This is a genomic window from Hymenobacter tenuis (assembly GCF_054780495.1).
The window spans coordinates 2,341,095-2,359,748 of sequence record NZ_BAAGWF010000001.1 but is presented as its reverse complement, the minus strand read 5'-3'; the positions used below and the strand labels follow the sequence as shown (position 1 = coordinate 2,359,748).

Below are 18,654 nucleotides of genomic sequence, written 5' to 3'. Positions count from 1 at the left end.
CTCGCGTTTGAAAACAACAGCGTGGCGCCCCCTTCGCATGAAAGCTCTTGCGCTGCTCTGCCTGGGCTGGCTAAGTGCCTCTGCCGCACTAGCCCAGGTAACTGTGGCAACCGACTCTGCTGTGGCCGCGAGGCCAGCCATGGCACCCTCTGAGGCACCTGCTACGGGGCCGCTTACCACCTACGGCTTTGTAGATGGCTATTACGGCTACGACATACAGCACGCACGGGGCAACCAACGTCCTAGCTTCCTGTACTCGCACAACCGGCAGAATGAATTCACGGTGAACAACGCCGTGTTGGGCGTGCGCTATGATAATGGGCAGGTGCGCGGCGCGCTAGGGCTACACGCGGGCACCTACGTCTCGGCGAATTATGCGGTCGAAGACCAGGTATTGAAACACTTGTTTGAGGCCTACGCCGGTTTCCGTCCATTCCAAAAAGCCTGGCTGGATGTGGGCGTTTTCGCCTCGCACATTGGGTTTGAGTCGGCGCTTAGCAAGGATAACTGGACGCTGACTCGCTCCCTGATGGCCGAAAACTCGCCCTACTACGAGGCCGGTGCCCGTTTCACCTATGCGCCTACCCCCAAGCTGACTCTTACCGCCTTAGTGCTCAACGGATGGCAGAATATCCGCGAAAACAACCAAGCCAAAGCCCTCGGCACGCAACTGCAGTGGAAGCCCACCGATAAGCTGGTCGTCAATAGCAGCACTTTCCTAGGCAACGAGCAGCCCGAAGGCCAGCCCAAGCGCCGCCGCTATTTTCATGATTTCTACCTCAGCTACAGCATCACCCAGCGGCTGAGTGTAGCCGGGGTGTTTGATGTGGGCAAGCAGGAGCAGGCCGTTAGTGGCAGCAAAGCCGATACCTGGCACGCCGGCGCCGCCTTTTTGCGCTATCGGTTGGCCGAAAAATGGTCGGCGACGGGCCGGCTGGAGTACTACTATGCCCGGCACGGTGTCATAATCAGAACTGCTTCACCACTGGGCAGCGAGGCCGATTTCAATGTGAAAGCTGCTTCTCTGAACCTTGATTACCTGCCTACTACCAACGTGGCGTTTCGGGTGGAGGGGCGCGTGTTCCAGGGCCGCCAGGATTTCCTGACGGACCGCAACGGCCTACCCACCCGCTCGTACGGCAACCTGACTTCTAGCGTGGCGCTGTCGTTTTAAGCCCGGTTACTGCTCCAGTATTGCCAGCTGCCACCGCAGTTCCTCGGCCCGGATGGGGTAGGGGGCGCCGTGGCGCAGCGTTTGGTACACAGCCTCAAACAAACCAGGGTAATTGCCGCGCGGTGCCGGTATTTCCGTTACGGTTTTAGCGCCAGGGCTGCTTATCGTCGTCAGCGTTCCAATGGAGTCATCCAGGCCATACTGGTCGTCGGTGGGCAGAATGCCTTGGTCGAGTTGAGGTTCCTGCACGTCGGTACGCTGCTTCTGGAACGAGCCTAGCGTGCCGTGCAGCACGTACGCCGGTATGGGCGCGGCTGTGAGCAGGCTGCCCGTCACGAACACGTTCAGGCCCTTGGGGTACGTAAGGTGAAAATGAAAGTAGTCATCGACGCGGGAGCCAGGCCGGTTACTAGCCCGGGTTGTATGCCAAGCCTCGGGCCGCCCAAACAAGCTCAGCGCTTGATCGAGTACGTGCGGGCCTAGGTCGAAGCTAAGGCCGCTGCCCGCCGTTTCCGGGTCTTCTTTGAATACCTTCGTGTTAAGTGCCGCCTTGTACCGATCAAAGCGAAAATGCACCTCTGTGAGCCGCCCCAGTTGGCCGCTTTCTACTACTAACTGCACCAGTTGAAAGTCGCTGTCCCAGCGCCGGTTGTGGTACGCCAGCACGTGCAGGTTTTGCTCCGCAGCCAGGGCTAGTAGCTCGTCGAGTTGCGCGAGGGTAGTGGTAACGGGCTTTTCGATAAGCACGTGTTTGCCCGCTTGCAGGGCCGCGCGGGCCAGCTCGAAGTGGGTATTGTTCGGCGTGTTGATGATGACCAATTCCAGCTCCGGATCAGCTAATAGCTCGGGCACGCTATTGTAGCTGATAATGCCCGGGTAAAAATCGGCGGCTTGCTTGCGGGTGCGCTCTACCACGGCCCGCAGTTGAAACCCCGGGTGCGTAGCCAGAAACGGCGCGTGAAATATCCGGCCCGACATCCCAAAGGCCAGCAGGCCCGTTTGCAGTACGTTGGTCATAATAGAGGCGTGAGTGAGTTGCGGTGACTAGGTAGTCGGCGCCGATAAACCCATACGACGCTACGCCGCGAAGAACCGCAAACAAACGCACAAACTCCCGAATACGCTATGCCCGCCCTCGACCGTTTCTCATCCCAAGCTGATTTGTACGCCCGCTACCGCATTGATTACCCGGCGGAACTCTACGCCTGGCTCTTGCCTCAAGTAACACACCGCGGCCGTGCTTGGGACTGTGCCACCGGCAATGGACAGGTGGCCGTTGTCTTGGCCGAGCACTTTGGGCACGTGGAGGCCACCGACATTAGTACGGCCCAATTAGCGCAAGCTCCGACGCGGGCAAACATCACATACCAAAAATCCCCGGCCGAGCACACGCCATTTCCTGCTCAACATTTCGACCTCATAACAGTAGCGCAGGCGGTGCATTGGTTTGATATGCCGGCGTTTAATCAGGAAGTCAGTCGGTTGCTGCGCCCCGGAGGGGTAGTGGCCGAATGGGGCTACGGCCTCGTGCACATTAGCCCCGAGCTGGACCCGCTGCTCCGCACGTTTTACGCCGATACCATGCGCCCCTACTGGGACGAGAACCGCTGGCACATTGATGATGCGTACGCCCGCCTGCCGTTCCCATTTGCAGGCGTGCAGCAAGCCCGGTTTGCCGTGCACCGCGAGTGGTCGGCGGAGTGGTTTCTGAACTACCTGCGCACGTGGTCGAGCGTAGTGAAATATGAAAAACAGCACGGCCAGGACCCTGTGCTGCTCATTGCCGATGAACTGACTAGGCTGTGGGGACCCGGCGAGCGAAAAGTAGAGTTTCCGGTGTTTGCAAGGCTAGGGCACAAAGACTAAACCGGCAACCGGCGCGTTAGGGCCGAGTATTCATGTAGCCCTATTCATGACGCTTTATCTGAAGGCCCTGGCCCTGTTTTACCGCTCCGTGCTGGTGTACACGCTGCTCGTATCGGGGCTGATTATCGGTTCCTCGTTGCTGCCCAAATTCGGTAACTGGCCGCCCCCGCTAGTACCTGTGCTGCTGCTAAAGCTGCTGACTTTTCCGCCAATTATTTACCTGACCTCCCAGTTTCGGCCGCATCAGTACTGGTTTTACCGTAACCTGCACCTCTCGCCCCGGCAGCTGTGGGGCGGCGTGATGCTCCTGGATGGAGTGCTGTTTGTGTTGCTGGTAATAGTTGCTAGCCTGCTGATTCCATGAAACCCACCTCGCAACCAGGGCCGTGGGTGTTGGAAGCCGATGGCATTCAGCTCGCCTTTGGCCAGCGCGCCCTCCTAACGGATGTGTACCTGCGGGTGCAAACCGGCCAGATTGTGGCTCTGCTAGGCCGTAATGGCAGCGGCAAATCAACTCTGCTCCAAACCGTTTTTGGCTCCCGGTGCGTGCCCGATGCCTCCGTGCGCGTGAACGGCCAGCGTGTAATTCCGGCTTACCAGCAAGCGGGCCTGATGAGCTACCTGCCACAGGCTCCCTTATTGCCCGGTAACCTCACCATCCGACAAGCGGCCCGCCTGCTTGCCGTAGATGCGGAGGAGGCCTTGGCTGGTTTCCCGGAATTTCAGCAGCAAGTGCAGGCTGGGTGCCGGCTCAATGAGCTGTCGGGGGGCGGGGCACGGCTGCTGCAGGTACTGCTGTTGCTGGCGCGCAAGAACCGGTTTTTGCTGCTGGATGAGCCGTTTTCGGGAATTATGCCGGTACATGTGGAGCAACTCGCTAGCCTGATGCAAACGGCCAAGTACCGTACCGGCCTGCTCCTTACCGACCACCGCTATGCCGAGGTGCTGGCGCTGGCCGATGTGGTGTACTTGCTGCACGGCGGGCGCCTGGAAAAACTCCGTGACCCCTGGCCCGAGCTGCGGGAGCGAGGCTACCTAGCGTCCTGAGTTTGCGTTGCGCCTCCTACCTTCGGCCCATGGTCGAACTCTCCCAACAATTACCTCTTGCCGGCCTGCGGGTGCTGGAGCTGGCAACGGTGCTGGCTGGCCCCCAAGTCGGGCAGTTTCTGGCTGAACTAGGGGCCGACGTACTCAAGGTTGAACCGCCCATCGGCGACGTAACCCGCACCTGGCGCACCCCGGCTGAGGACCCAGACACGTCTGTATCGGCGTACTTTTCGTGTGCTAATTGGGGCAAACAAAGCCTGGTGCTGGACCTTACTACCCCCGCCGGCCGCACCGAGGTGCATCGGTTGGCGGCTACCACCGACCTAGTGCTGGCTAGCTACAAACCCGGCGACGCCGAGAAACTGGGCGTCGACTACGCCACCCTGGCGGCCCTGAACCCGCGCCTGATTTATGGCCACATCACCGGCTACGGCCCCGAGGCTCACCGCGCCGGCTACGATGCCGTGTTACAGGCCGAAACGGGGTTTATGCACCTTAACGCTGCCGGGGCAGGGCAAGAACCCCAAAAAATGCCCGTAGCGCTAATTGATCTGCTTACCGCGCATCAGCTGAAAGAAGGCCTGCTAACGGCGCTGTACCAGCGTGAGCGGACGGGGCAGGGTGCGCTAGTGCAGGTGTCGCTTTGGGAGAGTGCCTTAGCCTCACTAGCCAACCAAGCCGCCACCTACCTTGTCACGGGCCACGATCCGAAGCCTATGGGCTCTGGGCATCCTAGCATTGTACCGTATGGGACGGTGTATGAAGCGGCGGATGGCGTACGGCTACTGCTGGCCGTGGGCGCCGACCGTCAGTTTCAGCACCTGTGCGCGGTACTAGGTCGGGCGGAATGGGCAACCGATGCGCGTTTTCAAACCAACACCAACCGGGTAGCGAACCGAGTAGAGCTGGAAGCCATGCTGCGCCAACGGATTTCGGAAGTAGCGGGGGCGGAGTTGCTGGCGGCGCTGGAAAAGCTGGCTGTACCGGCGGGAGCGGTACGCACGGTAGGAGAGGCCCTTGGGCAAGCGTCGGCCCAAGCCATGCTGTTGCCCGCTACCCCGGAGTTTCCGCACTCTGGCTTGCGCACCGTAGCGTTCCGAAGTAACTCATGGCCAGCGGCTAAGGAGCTGCTTCCGCCGCCCAAGCTGGTGCCTCCAGCGGTGAGTTAATAGGATGTAGCCGGGAAGATCAGGGAATTGCCAAGACAGAAGATGCATTGGTCGAAACATGCGCCGGTAAAACTCAGAACTGGTTATTTTGCGTAAGTGACAGTTTGCGCCCGGTTACTACCTAGGGCCACCTGCTCTTTTCGTGCCCGTGTGTGGGCTTTTTCATAGCATTGAACTTCATGGACGAAACGCTCAATAGCCACTCTACTTCTGCTAGCTCTTCGCACACCGAAGAAAGTACGCACGCTACCACTGGTAGCCCCAATACGGATGGGCAGCGCCCAAATGCCCCCGGCGAGCCCGCACCAACTCCCGAAGACCGCCTCGATCTGATTTTTGAGGGCCTGAAACAGAAGTCGTCGGCCAAACAAGCCATTTACCGCAACACGCAGGCCACCTTTGCCATGCTGCGCAAGGTGTCGCAGGAGCTGGTGGTGGAGCTGAGCCGCAAAATCACGCCCGTCGACTCGACGGTAATTATCGAGTACCGGCCCGTAAACGAGATGGAGTTCCACATTCGCTTCTCCGGCGACCTACTGGTGTTTGTGCTGCACTCCAACATCGTCACCTTCCCCGATGACTACGGTCCCATGGCCACCAAGTACGTGGAAGAAGACTTCCGTCGCCGGTTTTTCGGGCACATTATGGCCTATAACTTCATGGCCGACAGCATCAAATACCAGCGCATGAACGACCCCGGCTACCTAGTAGGCCGGTTGCTGATCAACATCGACAACCACTATTTTCTGGAAGGCGTGCAGCAGCTAGAACTGCCTGACAACGACATGTCGGACAACCCCGTGACGGAAGACGGCCTCAAGCTGTTCGTAGAAAGCGCCATGATTGCCGCCGTAAACAACGACCTGATTGCGCCGCCGCTGGAAGACATCCAGAAAATTAACGTGAAGCAAAAGCTGGAAAACCAGCAAGTCAGCCGCCCCCGCAAAGTCGGCTTCAGCTTCTCCAACGAGCAGGATCATCACCCCATCAACATCGACGGCCTGCCCTACTAGGGTACTATCTGGCGCAAAGCCATAAAAGAGAACAGTCAGCCTGAGCATTGCCCAAGCTGACTGTTCTCTTTTATAACTACTGCGTTAGCGGCGCGAGTAACCTACTTTCTCGCGCACTTTATTCAGTACTTCCGAGCCGTAAGCCTGGGCTTTGCGGGCGCCTTCAGCCAGGCGCTTGTCTACCTCGGGCAGGTTGTTCATGTAGAAGTTGAACTGCTCCCGCTCCGTGGCAAAGCGCTGCACAATCAGTTCATAAAGAGCCGTTTTGGCGTGGCCGTAGCCGTAGCCGCCGCGCAGGTAGTTCTGGCGCATTTCCTCCGTCTGGGCCGGCGTGGCCAGCAGCGAGTACAGCTTGAATGTCGTGTCCGTGTCGGGGTTTTTCGGCTCCTCCAGCGGCGTGCTGTCCGAGACAATGCTGCGGATGGTTTTCAGCAGCGATTTGTCATCGGCGAAGATGTCGATGATGTTGCCGTAGCTTTTGCTCATCTTCTGCCCATCGAGGCCCGGAATAGTCATCAGCTCGGCATCTACGCGGGCCTGGGGCAGCACGAAGGTTTCGCCGTAGCGGCCATTGAAGGCTGAGGCAATGTCGCGGGCAATTTCCAGGTGCTGAATCTGGTCTTTTCCCACGGGAACAACCTCGGCATCATAGAGCAGAATATCGGCCGCCATCAGCACGGGGTACGTGAACAAGCCTGCATTTACGTCGGAAAGCCGGTCGCTCTTGTCCTTGAACGAATGCGCGTTGGCTAGCATCGGGTAGGGCGTAAAGCACGAGAGGTACCACGTCAGCTCCGTTACCTGCGGCACATCCGACTGGCGGTAGAACAGGTTTTTCTCGGTATCGAACCCACAGGCCAGCCACGCCGCAGCTACGGCATAGGTGTTTTGGCGCAGCAGCTCCGCGTCGCGCACTGTGGTGAGGGAGTGCAAGTCAGCAATGAAGTACAACGACTCATTGGCTGCGTTTTTCGACAGCGCAATGGCCGGAAGAATGGCGCCGAGCAGGTTGCCCAAATGCGGGCGGCCCGTGCTCTGAATGCCGGTAAGAATGCGGGACATGTAGTTTACTTTGAATTACGCGTTATCGGCTTTTAAGGAGCCTGTCGGAGCAGAAAGTGAATAAGTGCTTATCTAAAAAAGCATTACACACTTACATCAGCGGCCGCTTCCTGCTGCAGCTCCACGGTTTCCTCTTTTCCTAGGTAGCGGTCGATGAGAAAGTGGGCTAGGTACAGCACAGGCGTGAGCAGAATAGCTGCCGCGAATTTATACCAGTAATTGGTGTTGGCCACGCTCAGTACCTGATCAAAAGTCCAGTTGCCAAATACATAGAACGCCACGAACAATACCACAAACGAATCGACGAGCTGGGAAACCAGTGTAGAGCCCGTGGCCCGCAGCCATACGTAGCGCCCGCCTGCTACCCTTCTAAACCACTGAAAGATGGACGCATCCAGCACCTGCCCGATAATAAAGGCCGTGATGGAGCCCAGAATAATGCCTAGGCCCTGCCGGAAAATGCTCTGGTAGGCAAACTCAATATTAAAGGGCTGGCCCTGGGCATCCTTGCTGTTCACATCGAGCCAGAATTGGGCCGGCGGCAGCTTAGTGGTAGCCAGAATCACGAGAAAAGAATACAGAATCAGGCCCACGGTCAGGAAGCTGACGCGCAGCACGCCCTGCCGCCCAAAGTACTCGTTGATGATATCCGTGGTAACAAACACCACCGGCCAAATGATAACGCCGGCGGTTAAGTTGCCGGGCAGACCTAGCAACGCATCGACCGAGAAAATCTTGACGCCAATGATTTCGGCCAGTAGCGCATTTACAATGAAGATGCCGCTGAGCACCAGATACAGCTGCTGCTTTTTGTGCGTAAACGATTGGGCCATAGAAGACAAGTAAAACGGACGGCGCGGCAGGCGTGCCACGGCGGCGCGAGTTTTCGGAACAACAACCAGAACCAGACGACAGAGTTATTCCGCTATGCTTACCTGTAGCCCTTCTACCGCCAGTTCCGTCCACTCAAACATGGTTTTGGCCTCGGCCAGCAACGGCGTCAGGTCGCGGTAGCGGGAGGAGAAATGCCCGATCAGGAGGCGGTGCACCTGGGCGCGGCGGGCCAGCAAACCAGCCTGGCGGGCCGTGGAGTGGTGCGTAGCCAGAGCCCGTTCGCGCAGGTCATCGGCAAAAGTAGCCTCGTGATACAGCAAATCAACACCACGTACTAAGTCGGCCAGGCTTTCCGTGTAGAGCGTATCGGAGCAGTAGGCGTAGCTGCGAGCGTGTTTGGGGTTGGTAGTTACGGCAGCATTCTGCACCTGCACCTGGCCCAGGTCATCGAGCACATCTTCGCCGAGGGTGAGGGCATTAAGCTGGGCAGGGGTGAGGCCGGCCGGCAGGCGCTCGGAAAGCAGGCGCCGCCGCTTGGGCTTCTCACGGAATAAGTAGCCGCAACACGGAATCCGGTGTCGCATGGGCAGCGTGTGTACCGTCAGGTTTTTGTCCTCAAAAATCTGGACGTGCTGGGTGGGGTCAACGGGCGTAAACTCCAGCTCAAAGTTGAGGTGGGTGTAAGAATGCCGGAACTGCGTGGTTAGCACTTCATCCAGGCCCGGAGGGCCAAACAGGCGGAGGGGCTCCGTGCGGCCATTCAGGTGCATGGTGCCAAGCAGCCCAAACAATCCAAAAAAATGGTCGCCGTGAAGGTGGCTGATAAAGATGGTGTGGAGGCGCTGATGCCGGATTTTGTGCTCCATCAGCCGGCGCTGGGTGTCTTCCCCACAATCAATCAGGTACTGAGTGCCGCTCACCGTTAGGACCTGCGCCGTGTGGTGGCGGTCCATGAACGGCGTGGCCGAGGCACTACCCAGAATTTTCAGCTCAAACTCCAAAACCGGCGGTACGCTTCTTTTAGTGAGAGGAAAGCAGAGTGCAGCACAAGGCGGCTACCTGCTGCCGGAAAACAACAGAAAAGAAAAAGCTGCTGGCTGGTAGCTGTCAGCACGAAAACTAACAACCAACAGCCAACAGCTAGCAGCTTACAAAAAGCTATTCTTTGCTGGTCAGGTCACGCTCAATGGCGTGCAGGAAAATGCGGTCAATCCCTTCTTCCACAGTTGGCAGAATGTGCAACACCGACTCGAGCTTCGAGATGGTAATGAGCTTCATTACATGGTCTTGCAGGCCCGTGAGCACTAACAAACCGCCGGTAGAGTTGCACAGCCGGTTGGCAATCAGGATAGAGCTGAGGCCCGACGAATCGGTGTACTTTACGTTGCTCAGGTCCAGAATCAGGTTGTTAATGCCCTCGGCATTTAGCTTCACGAATTCCGACTTCAGATCAGGCGCGACGGTGGTGTCGAGCTTCTTTTCATCAATCGTGATGATCGTGTAGGTTTCTTTTTTATCTATGGAATACTTCATACCGCAGGTCATTCGGTGGTTATGGGAGTTACGAAGGTAACAAAAAAACTATTCGTTGGTGAACAGACGATGAAGGAGTGAAAAACTGACACAAGGCTGCTTCACGGGTGTTTTTGATTTCGGATTCCAAAGGTCAGGCTGCTCCAAGTGCTCTGCCAGTCAGTTTCTTGCCTGGCAGGCGCCGCGGTAATCCGGACGGTGCTAACCAAGTATTCACCGTGCCCGGATATACGAAACAGCACCCGCCCGTTTTGGTTACTGCGAAGTTTGCTTACTAGTGTGTGCGCCGTCGCGCCCTTGCGCCGCCATAGCGCTAACTGCTGACCGGCCACCGGCTTTCCTTCGGCCAGTACCCGCACGGTAAGCGCCGCATTGGGTGGCAGGGTTAGTGGGTTTTGCTCAGGTAGCAATTCCAATGGTAATCCTACCGGCCGGGACCACGTGCGGACCGTGTCGGGGAGGTGCTCAGGGCTCCCAACGTGCACCAGCGTTTTGGCGCAGCGGCGGTACGCTTCGCGGCCGGGGGTAGCGGCCTCACCGCGCTGCTCGCGTAAGGCCAGCGCGTAGTCCAGCCCTTCTTTCTTTAAATACGCCGTGAACTCCGGAGCCGGGAGCGTACTCAAGACCTCTGTGGTAGCAAGGGCCACCACGTGGGTGCCGGGCTGCTGAAACGTGAGCGTGGTACTTAGCGTGTCGGGGGTTGGCGCAAGAGAAGGGGGTAGCAGATTATGGGCTGGCTGTCCCGGCGCGAGGTGGAGCAGGCACACCAAGCGGTTGCGCTGGCCGGGCCAAGTACTACCCTGAAAGTTTTCGCCAATCAGCCGCCGCACATGCACCTTGGTGCCAGGCGCCACGAAAAACCGGGCCGGCTCCAGCCAAAACTCACGGGCTACCGCCTCGGCCCCTAGCAGGCAAATAGCAGTAAAGGCCGCAGTACGGGAAGCAACGGAAACAGAGTGCATGGGGCAGCAGGTAGGCTAGCCAAGTTACAAGATGATGGCATAAGTGAAAAAAAACAGGTAGAAAGCCAACAATACGGTTGAGTTATCGGTAGTGAAGTAAGTTGTTTAATATTTCACCCAAAAAAGTTAAACAAAATGAACTCTTTTTCAAGAAAATGGTCGATTCTGCGAGTGCTGGCTTTATGGCTATGCGGTCTAACTACTGTTAGCCTATCTGCCTGCGACGACGACGAGGACACTCTGACCAACAACCCCTCGCAGAACATTGTGCAGGTAGCCCAGGGCAATGCCTCGTTTAGTACACTAGTGGCGGCCGTCACAAAGGCCAACTTGGGTACTACCCTCAGCGGCACCGGGCCATTCACGGTATTTGCGCCCACCAATGATGCTTTCGCGAAGCTGGCGCCGCCCTTTAATAATGCCGCCAACATCACGGCCATTACCAACCAGGCTCAAATCGACCAACTGCGGGGCATCCTGCTCTACCACGTGGTAGGGGCCAGTCTGCCGGCTTCTGATATTCCGACCGGGGCTAGTAACCGTACTACTGCCCGGCCCGCCAGCACGGTGGGTGGCGCGGCCATCAACGATAACACACTGTATATAACCAAAAACACGACCGGCGTTTTCCTTAATGGAAGCACCCGCGTAGTAACTGCCGATGTAAGCGCCAGCAACGGCGTTATTCATGCCATTGACAACGTACTGATGCCGCCTTCGCAAACAATTGCCGGGCTGGTAGTGAGCAGCGCCAGCAGCACCACAGCGCCTGAGTTTACATTGCTTCTGGAAGCGCTACAGCGCCCTGCCGCGGCAGCCATTCTGGCCGCAGCGGGCAGCTCCAGCGCGAACGTAACGGTGTTTGCTCCTACTGATGCTGCTTTCCGCGCCTTGCTAGGTACGGCTCCGCTGAGCTCCGTATCGGATGCTGATCTGACCGCTATTCTGTCGCGCCACGTAATCACATCGGGCCGCGTTTTCTCTTCTGATCTGGCACCGGGCACGGTAGCTACACTGGGCGGTAACGTAACAGTAGCGGCAGCCGGTAACGGCTTTACCGTACGAGGCGGCACCGGCACAGCGGCCACTATTACTGCAGCCAACTTGCTTGCCACCAATGGGGTAGTGCACGTAATCAACCAGGTGATTCAGCCCTAGTGAGCGGTAATCGGCACTACGCTCCATACCGCCTTCAATAAAAAACAAGCCCGGTCCTGCGTTGCAGGGCCGGGCTTGTTCGGTTTAGCGCTAATAGCAACCTAGTATTCTATTCCCGTTCCAGGGCTAGGGTATAGGCGCGGTCGTAGTGTACGCGCAGGTTTTTCCAGTCGAAGAGCTCGGCGGAGCTTTCCACGTTGTTGCGCTGCATAATTCGCTCGCGGCGGTTGAGCTGCACAAACTGCCAGAGCATTTCGGTAAGCTCTTCGGCCGCTTCATCGAAGCTCTTTTCCTGGCGCTGCACCACAAATATGCCTTTGTCTTCGTGGTTGGGCACGGTTTGCATCACGTAGTCGCCGAAGCCGGAAAGGTCAGACGTAATGGCTGGTACGCCGCGCGCCACGCACTCCAGCGGCGTGTAACCCCAGGGCTCGTAGTAGCTCGGGAAAATTCCTAGGTGGCAACCGCGCACAAACTGTCCGTACTCCATCCCGAACAGGGGCGAGGTGGGCGACACGAAATCAGGATGATACACGATTTTCACCCGGTCGTGCTGGTTGTTTACTAGGTTGGCCCGGCGCACAAAGTTCAGGATGTCGTCGTTGGCATCGTCTACCAGGTTGTGCGTGATGACGGGCGGCAGGTTGGTGGTCTTCCAGCTTTGCAGCGTACGGCGGTAGCGCAGTTTCCAGTAGTCGTCCACCATGCTGCTGAGGTCGGGCAGGCGGTGGTCGGTGCTGGCGGAGGCGGCATAGAACAGCCGCTCGCCCACCTGCCGCTCAATGGCCTCGCAGGTGGCCTGCACCTCATCCAGAATGGCGCGGCTTTGCAATACTTGCGGGTTGATGCTGTGGAACGGGCGCTTCGTGATAAAGAACATCACAATATTGCCTTCCAGCCCGCTTTGCTGCAGGCGGTAGTTCAGGCGGGCCAGTGCCTCCAAAGTCAGGTCGAAGCCTTTATTGTGGTACTCGTAGCGGCCGCTCGTGAACAGGTACAGCGTGTTATCCAGATCAAAAGAATAGCTCTGGAAAAAGTGCGCCATCACGAACTCGTGAATCTTGGTTTTGTACTGCTGGTGCAGGTTCTGGAACTCGTGCAGGGCCACAAACCGCTCAATGTTGAGGCCGTTGGGCAGCACCGCATCCGGAATCCGGTCGAGCAGATAAATGCACTCGCGCACCGTCAGCTCGCTTACCGTAGTAAAGACGTGGGCGCCGTGCGCGGCAGCGCGCTCCATCGTCACGGCCGGCTCAATGTTAAAGTGCCGCGCTTCCTGCTGCCACTCCACCTGCATCAGGTGGTCGTAGAAGTTGGGGTCGTTCATGGCCAGATAGCGGCCTAGCAGCGTGGCGTGGGTAGTAAATACCAGGTGCAGCGGCACTTGGTCGCGGCGCAGGGCCGGAATAGCCACGCCCGTCATCCACTCATGGAAATGCGCTACCAGGCGCTGCGGCGGCACTACCTCCGCGGCCAGAATTTCCAGGAAGGTTTTTGCCAGGTCGCCGAAGGCCACTACCTGGTGCAGCAAATCGTCACCGTCGGGCATCGGAACATGGTGGTCGTTCCAGAGGTCGGATTTGATTTGGCCAAGGCGCGGGTAGGCCTGAAACGGATTGATGAGCACCACACGGGGGCGGCCCGTTACCAGCCAAATGCCCATGCACACATCGAAGCCGCGGCGGCGCATTTCGCGCACGGCCCCGGCAAACGGATCGGTGAGGCTGGCCATCTGGTGGTCGTCGTAGGGCTCAAACTCACCCTGGGCCTGGTTGGCGAAATACGGGCCTAGCAGGCAATACCGGTCGTCCCAGCCTTGCACAGTGGCGGGCACTTTGCTGCGGATAACAGTATAAATACCTCCCACCTGATTGCAGACTTCCCAGGCTACTTCCACGAGCAGGGCGTCCGGAGCAATTGGTTCGGGGGTAGGGAGAGGAACTTGCATAGCGTGGGAATTGGGCGAGTGGGCAAGATAGGCTTCTGGCGGTGTTTGGCTAGCGTTTTCCTACGGGATGCGCTAAAAAAAGTGGGGTTTGCCCAGTGAACTGCTTTTTACAGCACTACACTAGGCAAACCCCAAAGCCAAACCTGCCGCAGCGGGTACGCTAGCTTGGCTCTTGCGAAATAATCAGCACCGAATACGGCGCTAGGCCAAACGTGCCATGAAATGGCTGGTCGTCATATACACCTTCTTCCGCCTGGGTGTCCATGCTCTCAAAGTTGCCAAACTCCTGGTCGTAGCCTTCCCAATCGGAATTGAAGCGTACGCGCCAGTGGCCGCCCCTAGGCAGCCCAATGGTGTAAGCCGGGTGGGCAGTATCGGCAAAGTTGCAGAGCACCACCGTTGTGTCGCCGGGGCCGCCTTGGTCGCGGCGGATGTAGGCCACAATTTTATCCTCGTTGTTGAGATGCGAAATATCGATGCTCTGGCCCATCAGGCCGCGAGTATTCCCATCGAGGTTGCGCCGCAGCCGAATCAGGTCGCGGTACAGGTGCACCAGGCCCGCGTGCTCCTCGGCGCGGCTCCAATCCAAGGGCTGGTCGTCGGAGAAGGAGCCATCAGCTAGCATCGTCTGGCCCTGAAAAATCATCGGGATGCCGGGGGCAGTAAACACCAGAGCTGCCCCTAGGGTAGAGCGCTTTTTCGGAAACCACGAGGTAGCATTGCCGGGCATAATTTCCTCCGTAACGCGCGCTTTGCCGTTGGCTACCTCATCATGCGATTCGGTGTAGATGACGCGCTGAAATGCATCGCCGTTGTAGGAATAGCTCAGCGCTTTGGCCACTTCTTCCATGTTGCGGTCTTCGTCGTTGGGCGTCACAAGGGACTCGCGGATGGGGTACACAAAGGCCGCATCCCACTGCGCCGAAAAGCCCTGGCCATCTTCCTCCGGCGACTTGGTGATGTACTCATTGCCCTGCAGGTCTTCGGCAATGGTAATCTTCCAGGGCATCCGCTCCCGAATTTCCTCGTTGATCCACTTCATCAGGCTCCAGCCATCGGGCAGATCGTGGGAAGGGTCGTTGGTGCCGTGCACGTTGCGGATGTGCGAGATAGAGTCGCAGCGCAGCCCGTCCACCCGGAACTCTTCCAGCCACATCAGGGCATTGTCGCGGATATAGCGGCGCACGGCTTCGCGACCGTAGTCGGGGCGGTTGTGGCCCCAGGGCGTTTCGGCGCGCCAGTCGTTATAGAAGTAAATGCCGCCGCCGTCGTTTTCAGCCCAGCCATCAAACTGCCACAAGTCTAGGTCGCCGGGCCCGAAGTGGTTGTACACCACATCCAGAATAACAGCAATGCCGCGGCGGTGCGCCTGCTTGATAAACTCCTTGAAGGCCACCGGCCCGCCGTAGTCTATTTCAATAGCAAAGGGATGAGCCGGATTATACCCCCACGACAAGCTGCCCGGAAATTCCGTAGCCGGCATAATTTCTACGGCGTTGATACCGAGGTCCTGCAGGTAATCGAGCTTTTCAATGGCATCATGAAAGGTGCCGGGGCGCGTTGGGTCGGGGGCGTGAAAGGTTCCAATGTGCAGCTCGTAAATTACTAGCTCGTTCCAGGCCGGCATCTGAAACTGGTCGTCTTCCCAGTCGAAGCTATGAGTAGGCACCACCGAGTTGCCGGCCGAGTGCGTGACTTCGCGGGCATACGGGTCGTTGCGGGTTAGCTTGCCCGAGGGGGTAGTGAGGTGGAACTTGTACTCAGTGCCAGGACCAAGCTCCGCAAAATCGGCGGCCCAGTAGCCGTCATTTTCATGGGCGAGCGGGTGGGTACTAGGGTCCCAGGAATTGAAAGGCCCAACTAGCGCTACAGCCGTAGCGGCAGGTGCCCAAACTCGAAAAGTAGTGCCTTGGAGGTGCGGTAAAGCGCCCATACCATCCTGTAAGGTGGTACGGGGTAGAGCAGAAGCAGTTTTAACCATTGTAATTCAGAAGAAAGGAGCATAAAGCTCGACAACTGACTCATACTGCTTTTCACGAGTTTTAGTTATCGATGCCTATTCCTTGCCGCTGGTGTGCCCGCACCAGAAGTCTACACACGCTTTCTACTGACATTTCAGGAGCACATGCTCCTTATGTAGTATCCGACTGCTCCTGCACGTTCTGCTGAACGGATTCAATGCATCTCACTCGCATGGTTGGAATTTCTAGGTCAACATCAGCCAAGCAACATGCTTCGGCTGCTGGCCTGATGCGCCAACTGCTCCGCAGGATGTTTATAGATGATTAATAGCAATTTTCAGGTACTGCCTAACCTACATCTGCCGGGGCTCTGGCAGCTAGTGGTTTACCTTCGACTGCTTTCTGCTATCCGGTAGCGGCTATCAATAGCCAGGCACTTTCTTAACATGAAACTACTAGCTTTCGATGAACGAAGAGCCCATGTGGGTAGTTATATCTAAAATCCGGAAATTGCCCCTGGTAAATCACTTACCAGCACCTTGAAATTGGGCCTAGTGCCAGCTGAAGGCCTCTATGTTGGCTTTGCCTATGTGGGGCCGTTGCTTCGGATTTTAGCTGATTACCTGTTGTAGTACCTCTACTTTTTTGCCTCGTGCCTCGTCCCAAACCTGTCATTTACGGCCTGTATTCCTGGACGCCCGACTACGGGCTGAGCTACATTCATCCTGCCAACCGCCGCACCTTTGAGTGGCTGGAACCGGTGGGTAAACTATTCGAGAAAATCGACGAAACCGACGACTGGATCTTGCTCCGCTATGATGAGCAGCAGTTTAAAGTCAGCCGGGAACTGTTCAAGGAGTTGTACGGCAAGCCTCCGTTCAGCTTTGGTGACCTAGTGAAGGAAGTAAACCCCGCCCCGGGCCAGCCGCCGCATCAGGGCCAGATTTCAGATGTATACTGGGATGAAGCCGCCGACAAAGCCCGTTTTCAGATTGTGGAGAAGAAACGCAAGCTCAAGCGTGTGTTTGAGGCTGAGGAGTTACAATTTGTGTAACTCCGTTGGGCCCAACGCAAGAGGCCGCGAATCATGTGATTCGCGGCCTCTTGCGTTGGTGGGCGCCTAGGTCAGATGCTAGGCTACACCCCGATGGCAATGCCCACCACTACGGCCACGGCTCCTAGTAGCAGCAACGCTAGGTAGAGGGGGAGCGCAAACTTCCACCACTCATCAAAGCGCACGCCGCAAGCGGCCACAATAGCCATGAGGGCGCCATTGGTGGGCGTGATAAGCTCGCAGAGGCCGGCACCGTATTGGTAGGCCAGCACCGTAACCTGCCTCGAAAGGCCAATGAGGTCGGAGAGGGGCACCAGCAGCGGCATGGTCAGGACGGCCTGGCCGCTCACGCTGGGCACGGGCAAGTGCAAAGCGGTGTGTACACCCATCATGCCCAGGGCCGCGACCCAGGCGGGCAATCCGGCCAGCGGCGCCGACATGCTGTTGACGATGGTATCGACGATTTGGCCCTGCTCCAGCACTACAAAAATGGCCCGGGCAAACCCAATCAGCAAGGCCGAAAAGGCAATGTCGCGAAAGCCGGCAATAAAGCCCTCGGCCGTGCCCGTAAGGCCCAGCCCACCTACTAGGCCCGCCACTACCCCCAACGCAAAGAACAAGGCGGCCATCTGCTCGAACTCCCAGCCTAGCTGCAGTACTCCGTAGGCAAAGAAGGCAAACCCCCCAAACAGCAACGCCAGTACCACGCCGTGGTTGCGGCCCTGAGCAGCGGCCCCGGGTTCGGAGGTTTCAGCTGTTTCGGGGGCTAGGCGATGACGCACGGCGTAGCGCACGGTGCCACCAATCCAGATGGCCAGGGCCAGCACCAGAAACACCATCCGGAAGGCACCACCCGAAAGCAGGGGCAGTTGCGCCAGTTTTTGGGCAATGCCCACCTGAAACGGGTTTAAGGGGCTGAATGCTGCACCAACCGCCGCCGAGCCAATACTAACCGCCGCAGCCGTGAGGGTAGGGTAGCCAATGCGGCGCATCAGAATCAGCAGCACCGGCACCAAAGGCACGATTTCTTCCTGCATATTCTCCAGCGCGCCCATGGTGGCAAATAGCACCGAGATGATGGGAATCACGATGGCCTCGCGGCTCCGAAACTTGTTGAGCAGCCAGTCGACGCCCTGGCGCAATGCACCGGTCAGGTCAACTACCGTGAAGGCACCGCCGGCCAGAAACACCAGAAAAATAACCGAGGCCGCATCTACCAGTCCTTTCGGGATATCGACAATGGCTTGCAGGGGGCTGACGGGTGAGGCAGGCACGCGGTGGTAAGAGCCGGCCACTACTACCTCGCGGCCGGTAGCAGCATCGGCGTGGCGCTCAAACAGGCCGGCGGGCAGTACGTAGCTGAGGGCACATGCCAGCAGGATAAACCCCACCAGCAACACTAGCGGGTGCGGAAAGCGAATCGATTTCATGCCGCGAAGATGGTGAAATTGTGAGACGAGGAAGGCATGAAAGCGCTTGCTGGTGTGCTGGGGCCTAGTACGCTCTGGCTTGGTCATTCACCTTTTCGCTACATCGGAACCGCTGGGGTGTACCTTCGGGTTATGGAAGCCGCTCATGAAATACGCCGAATTTAAACAGCTGCACATGTACCGCCAGGCTGAGCACCTACGCCAGCACGGCCACCTGCTGGCCGAGCGCCGCCAGGACAGTTTCCGCCTGCGCCTGTTTGCAGCCGGCGACTTCTATGCGGAGGAATGGTGTGAGTGGGACGAGGAGCGTATTCTCTTCATTCATCTGTTTCAGCACCCGGCCGGCCTGCGCGACTACCTCGACGGAATCAGGCTGCCGGAAGAACTGTAGGGATGCTATCTTGAAGCCTCGACCCTATCAGAACACGTGGGTCTGGTGCCGA

18 protein-coding genes are annotated in these 18,654 nt (G+C 57.9%); 9 read left to right on the top strand and 9 right to left on the bottom strand.

Going from position 1 to position 18,654, the window contains the following annotated elements; genetic code table 11:
• Positions 1 to 37: 37 nt before the first annotated feature.
• Positions 38 to 1,174 carry a porin gene (locus ACYVGU_RS10245; RefSeq protein WP_460614743.1) on the top strand — a complete coding sequence of 379 codons (1,137 nt, stop codon included), beginning with the start codon at positions 38 to 40 and terminating at the stop codon, positions 1,172 to 1,174.
• A gap of 6 nt (positions 1,175 to 1,180) precedes the next feature.
• On the opposite strand, the gene ACYVGU_RS10240 is transcribed toward ACYVGU_RS10245, so the two are convergent.
• On the bottom strand, positions 1,181 to 2,191 hold the full coding sequence (locus ACYVGU_RS10240; protein ID WP_460614742.1) for an oxidoreductase: 1,011 nt from the start codon (positions 2,189 to 2,191) through the stop codon (positions 1,181 to 1,183).
• Between the two features lie 108 nt (positions 2,192 to 2,299).
• Between ACYVGU_RS10240 and ACYVGU_RS10235 the strand changes: the two genes are divergently transcribed.
• From ACYVGU_RS10235 to ACYVGU_RS10215, 5 genes are all read left to right on the top strand, one after another.
• On the top strand, positions 2,300 to 3,040 hold the full coding sequence (locus ACYVGU_RS10235; protein ID WP_460621961.1) for a class I SAM-dependent methyltransferase: 741 nt from the start codon (positions 2,300 to 2,302) through the stop codon (positions 3,038 to 3,040).
• Positions 3,041 to 3,086: 46 nt separating this feature from the next.
• The gene (locus ACYVGU_RS10230; protein ID WP_460621960.1) at positions 3,087 to 3,404 is read left to right on the top strand and encodes a hypothetical protein; all 318 of its coding nucleotides are present in this window, start codon (positions 3,087 to 3,089) and stop codon (positions 3,402 to 3,404) included.
• Positions 3,401 to 4,087: a P-loop NTPase family protein gene (locus ACYVGU_RS10225; protein ID WP_460621959.1), complete on the top strand. Its 687-nt coding sequence runs from the start codon at positions 3,401 to 3,403 to the stop codon at positions 4,085 to 4,087. The genes ACYVGU_RS10230 and ACYVGU_RS10225 overlap by 4 nt, the downstream gene beginning before the upstream one ends.
• Before the next feature lie 29 nt (positions 4,088 to 4,116).
• Positions 4,117 to 5,256 carry a CaiB/BaiF CoA transferase family protein gene (locus ACYVGU_RS10220; protein ID WP_460621958.1) on the top strand — a complete coding sequence of 380 codons (1,140 nt, stop codon included), beginning with the start codon at positions 4,117 to 4,119 and terminating at the stop codon, positions 5,254 to 5,256.
• Between the two features lie 179 nt (positions 5,257 to 5,435).
• On the top strand, positions 5,436 to 6,269 hold the full coding sequence (locus ACYVGU_RS10215) for a hypothetical protein (RefSeq protein WP_460614737.1): 834 nt from the start codon (positions 5,436 to 5,438) through the stop codon (positions 6,267 to 6,269).
• A gap of 84 nt (positions 6,270 to 6,353) precedes the next feature.
• Here the strand turns inward: ACYVGU_RS10215 and trpS are convergent, their stop codons facing one another.
• The 5 genes from trpS to ACYVGU_RS10190 all read right to left on the bottom strand — a co-directional run bounded on the left by trpS (position 6,354) and on the right by ACYVGU_RS10190 (position 10,660).
• Positions 6,354 to 7,331, bottom strand: coding sequence for a tryptophan--tRNA ligase (gene trpS, locus ACYVGU_RS10210; RefSeq protein WP_460621957.1), 978 nt, complete (start codon positions 7,329 to 7,331; stop codon positions 6,354 to 6,356).
• A gap of 83 nt (positions 7,332 to 7,414) precedes the next feature.
• Positions 7,415 to 8,164: a VUT family protein gene (locus tag ACYVGU_RS10205; RefSeq protein WP_460621956.1), complete on the bottom strand. Its 750-nt coding sequence runs from the start codon at positions 8,162 to 8,164 to the stop codon at positions 7,415 to 7,417.
• 84 nt (positions 8,165 to 8,248) lie between these two features.
• Positions 8,249 to 9,166 (bottom strand): ribonuclease Z, encoded by a 918-nt coding sequence (locus ACYVGU_RS10200; protein WP_460621955.1) that lies wholly within the window; start codon positions 9,164 to 9,166, stop codon positions 8,249 to 8,251.
• A gap of 157 nt (positions 9,167 to 9,323) precedes the next feature.
• The gene (locus ACYVGU_RS10195; protein WP_044002696.1) at positions 9,324 to 9,698 is read right to left on the bottom strand and encodes an STAS domain-containing protein; all 375 of its coding nucleotides are present in this window, start codon (positions 9,696 to 9,698) and stop codon (positions 9,324 to 9,326) included.
• 101 nt (positions 9,699 to 9,799) lie between these two features.
• Entirely contained in the window at positions 9,800 to 10,660 is an 861-nt protein-coding gene (locus ACYVGU_RS10190) for a DUF4198 domain-containing protein (RefSeq protein WP_460621954.1), read from the bottom strand.
• 135 nt (positions 10,661 to 10,795) lie between these two features.
• Here ACYVGU_RS10190 and ACYVGU_RS10185 point away from each other — a divergent pair, with 135 nt between their 5' ends.
• Complete coding sequence (locus ACYVGU_RS10185) at positions 10,796 to 11,818, top strand: fasciclin domain-containing protein (protein WP_460621953.1); 1,023 nt, start codon at positions 10,796 to 10,798, stop codon at positions 11,816 to 11,818.
• 109 nt (positions 11,819 to 11,927) lie between these two features.
• Here ACYVGU_RS10185 and ACYVGU_RS10180 read toward each other — a convergent pair whose 3' ends face one another.
• Complete coding sequence (locus tag ACYVGU_RS10180; protein ID WP_460621952.1) at positions 11,928 to 13,766, bottom strand: glycosyltransferase family protein; 1,839 nt, start codon at positions 13,764 to 13,766, stop codon at positions 11,928 to 11,930.
• A gap of 160 nt (positions 13,767 to 13,926) precedes the next feature.
• Entirely contained in the window at positions 13,927 to 15,747 is a 1,821-nt protein-coding gene (locus tag ACYVGU_RS10175; RefSeq protein WP_460621951.1) for an alpha-amylase family glycosyl hydrolase, read from the bottom strand.
• A 632-nt stretch (positions 15,748 to 16,379) separates the two neighbouring features.
• On the opposite strand from ACYVGU_RS10175, the gene ACYVGU_RS10170 reads away from it, so the two are divergent.
• Positions 16,380 to 16,781 (top strand): DUF6960 family protein, encoded by a 402-nt coding sequence (locus ACYVGU_RS10170; protein ID WP_460621950.1) that lies wholly within the window; start codon positions 16,380 to 16,382, stop codon positions 16,779 to 16,781.
• An 83-nt stretch (positions 16,782 to 16,864) separates the two neighbouring features.
• On the opposite strand, the gene ACYVGU_RS10165 is transcribed toward ACYVGU_RS10170, so the two are convergent.
• A complete protein-coding gene (locus ACYVGU_RS10165; protein WP_460621949.1) occupies positions 16,865 to 18,211 on the bottom strand; it encodes a YfcC family protein in 1,347 nt (448 codons plus the stop codon).
• A gap of 145 nt (positions 18,212 to 18,356) precedes the next feature.
• Between ACYVGU_RS10165 and ACYVGU_RS10160 the strand changes: the two genes are divergently transcribed.
• Positions 18,357 to 18,602, top strand: coding sequence for a hypothetical protein (locus tag ACYVGU_RS10160; RefSeq protein WP_460614727.1), 246 nt, complete (start codon positions 18,357 to 18,359; stop codon positions 18,600 to 18,602).
• Positions 18,603 to 18,654: the final 52 nt, after the last annotated feature.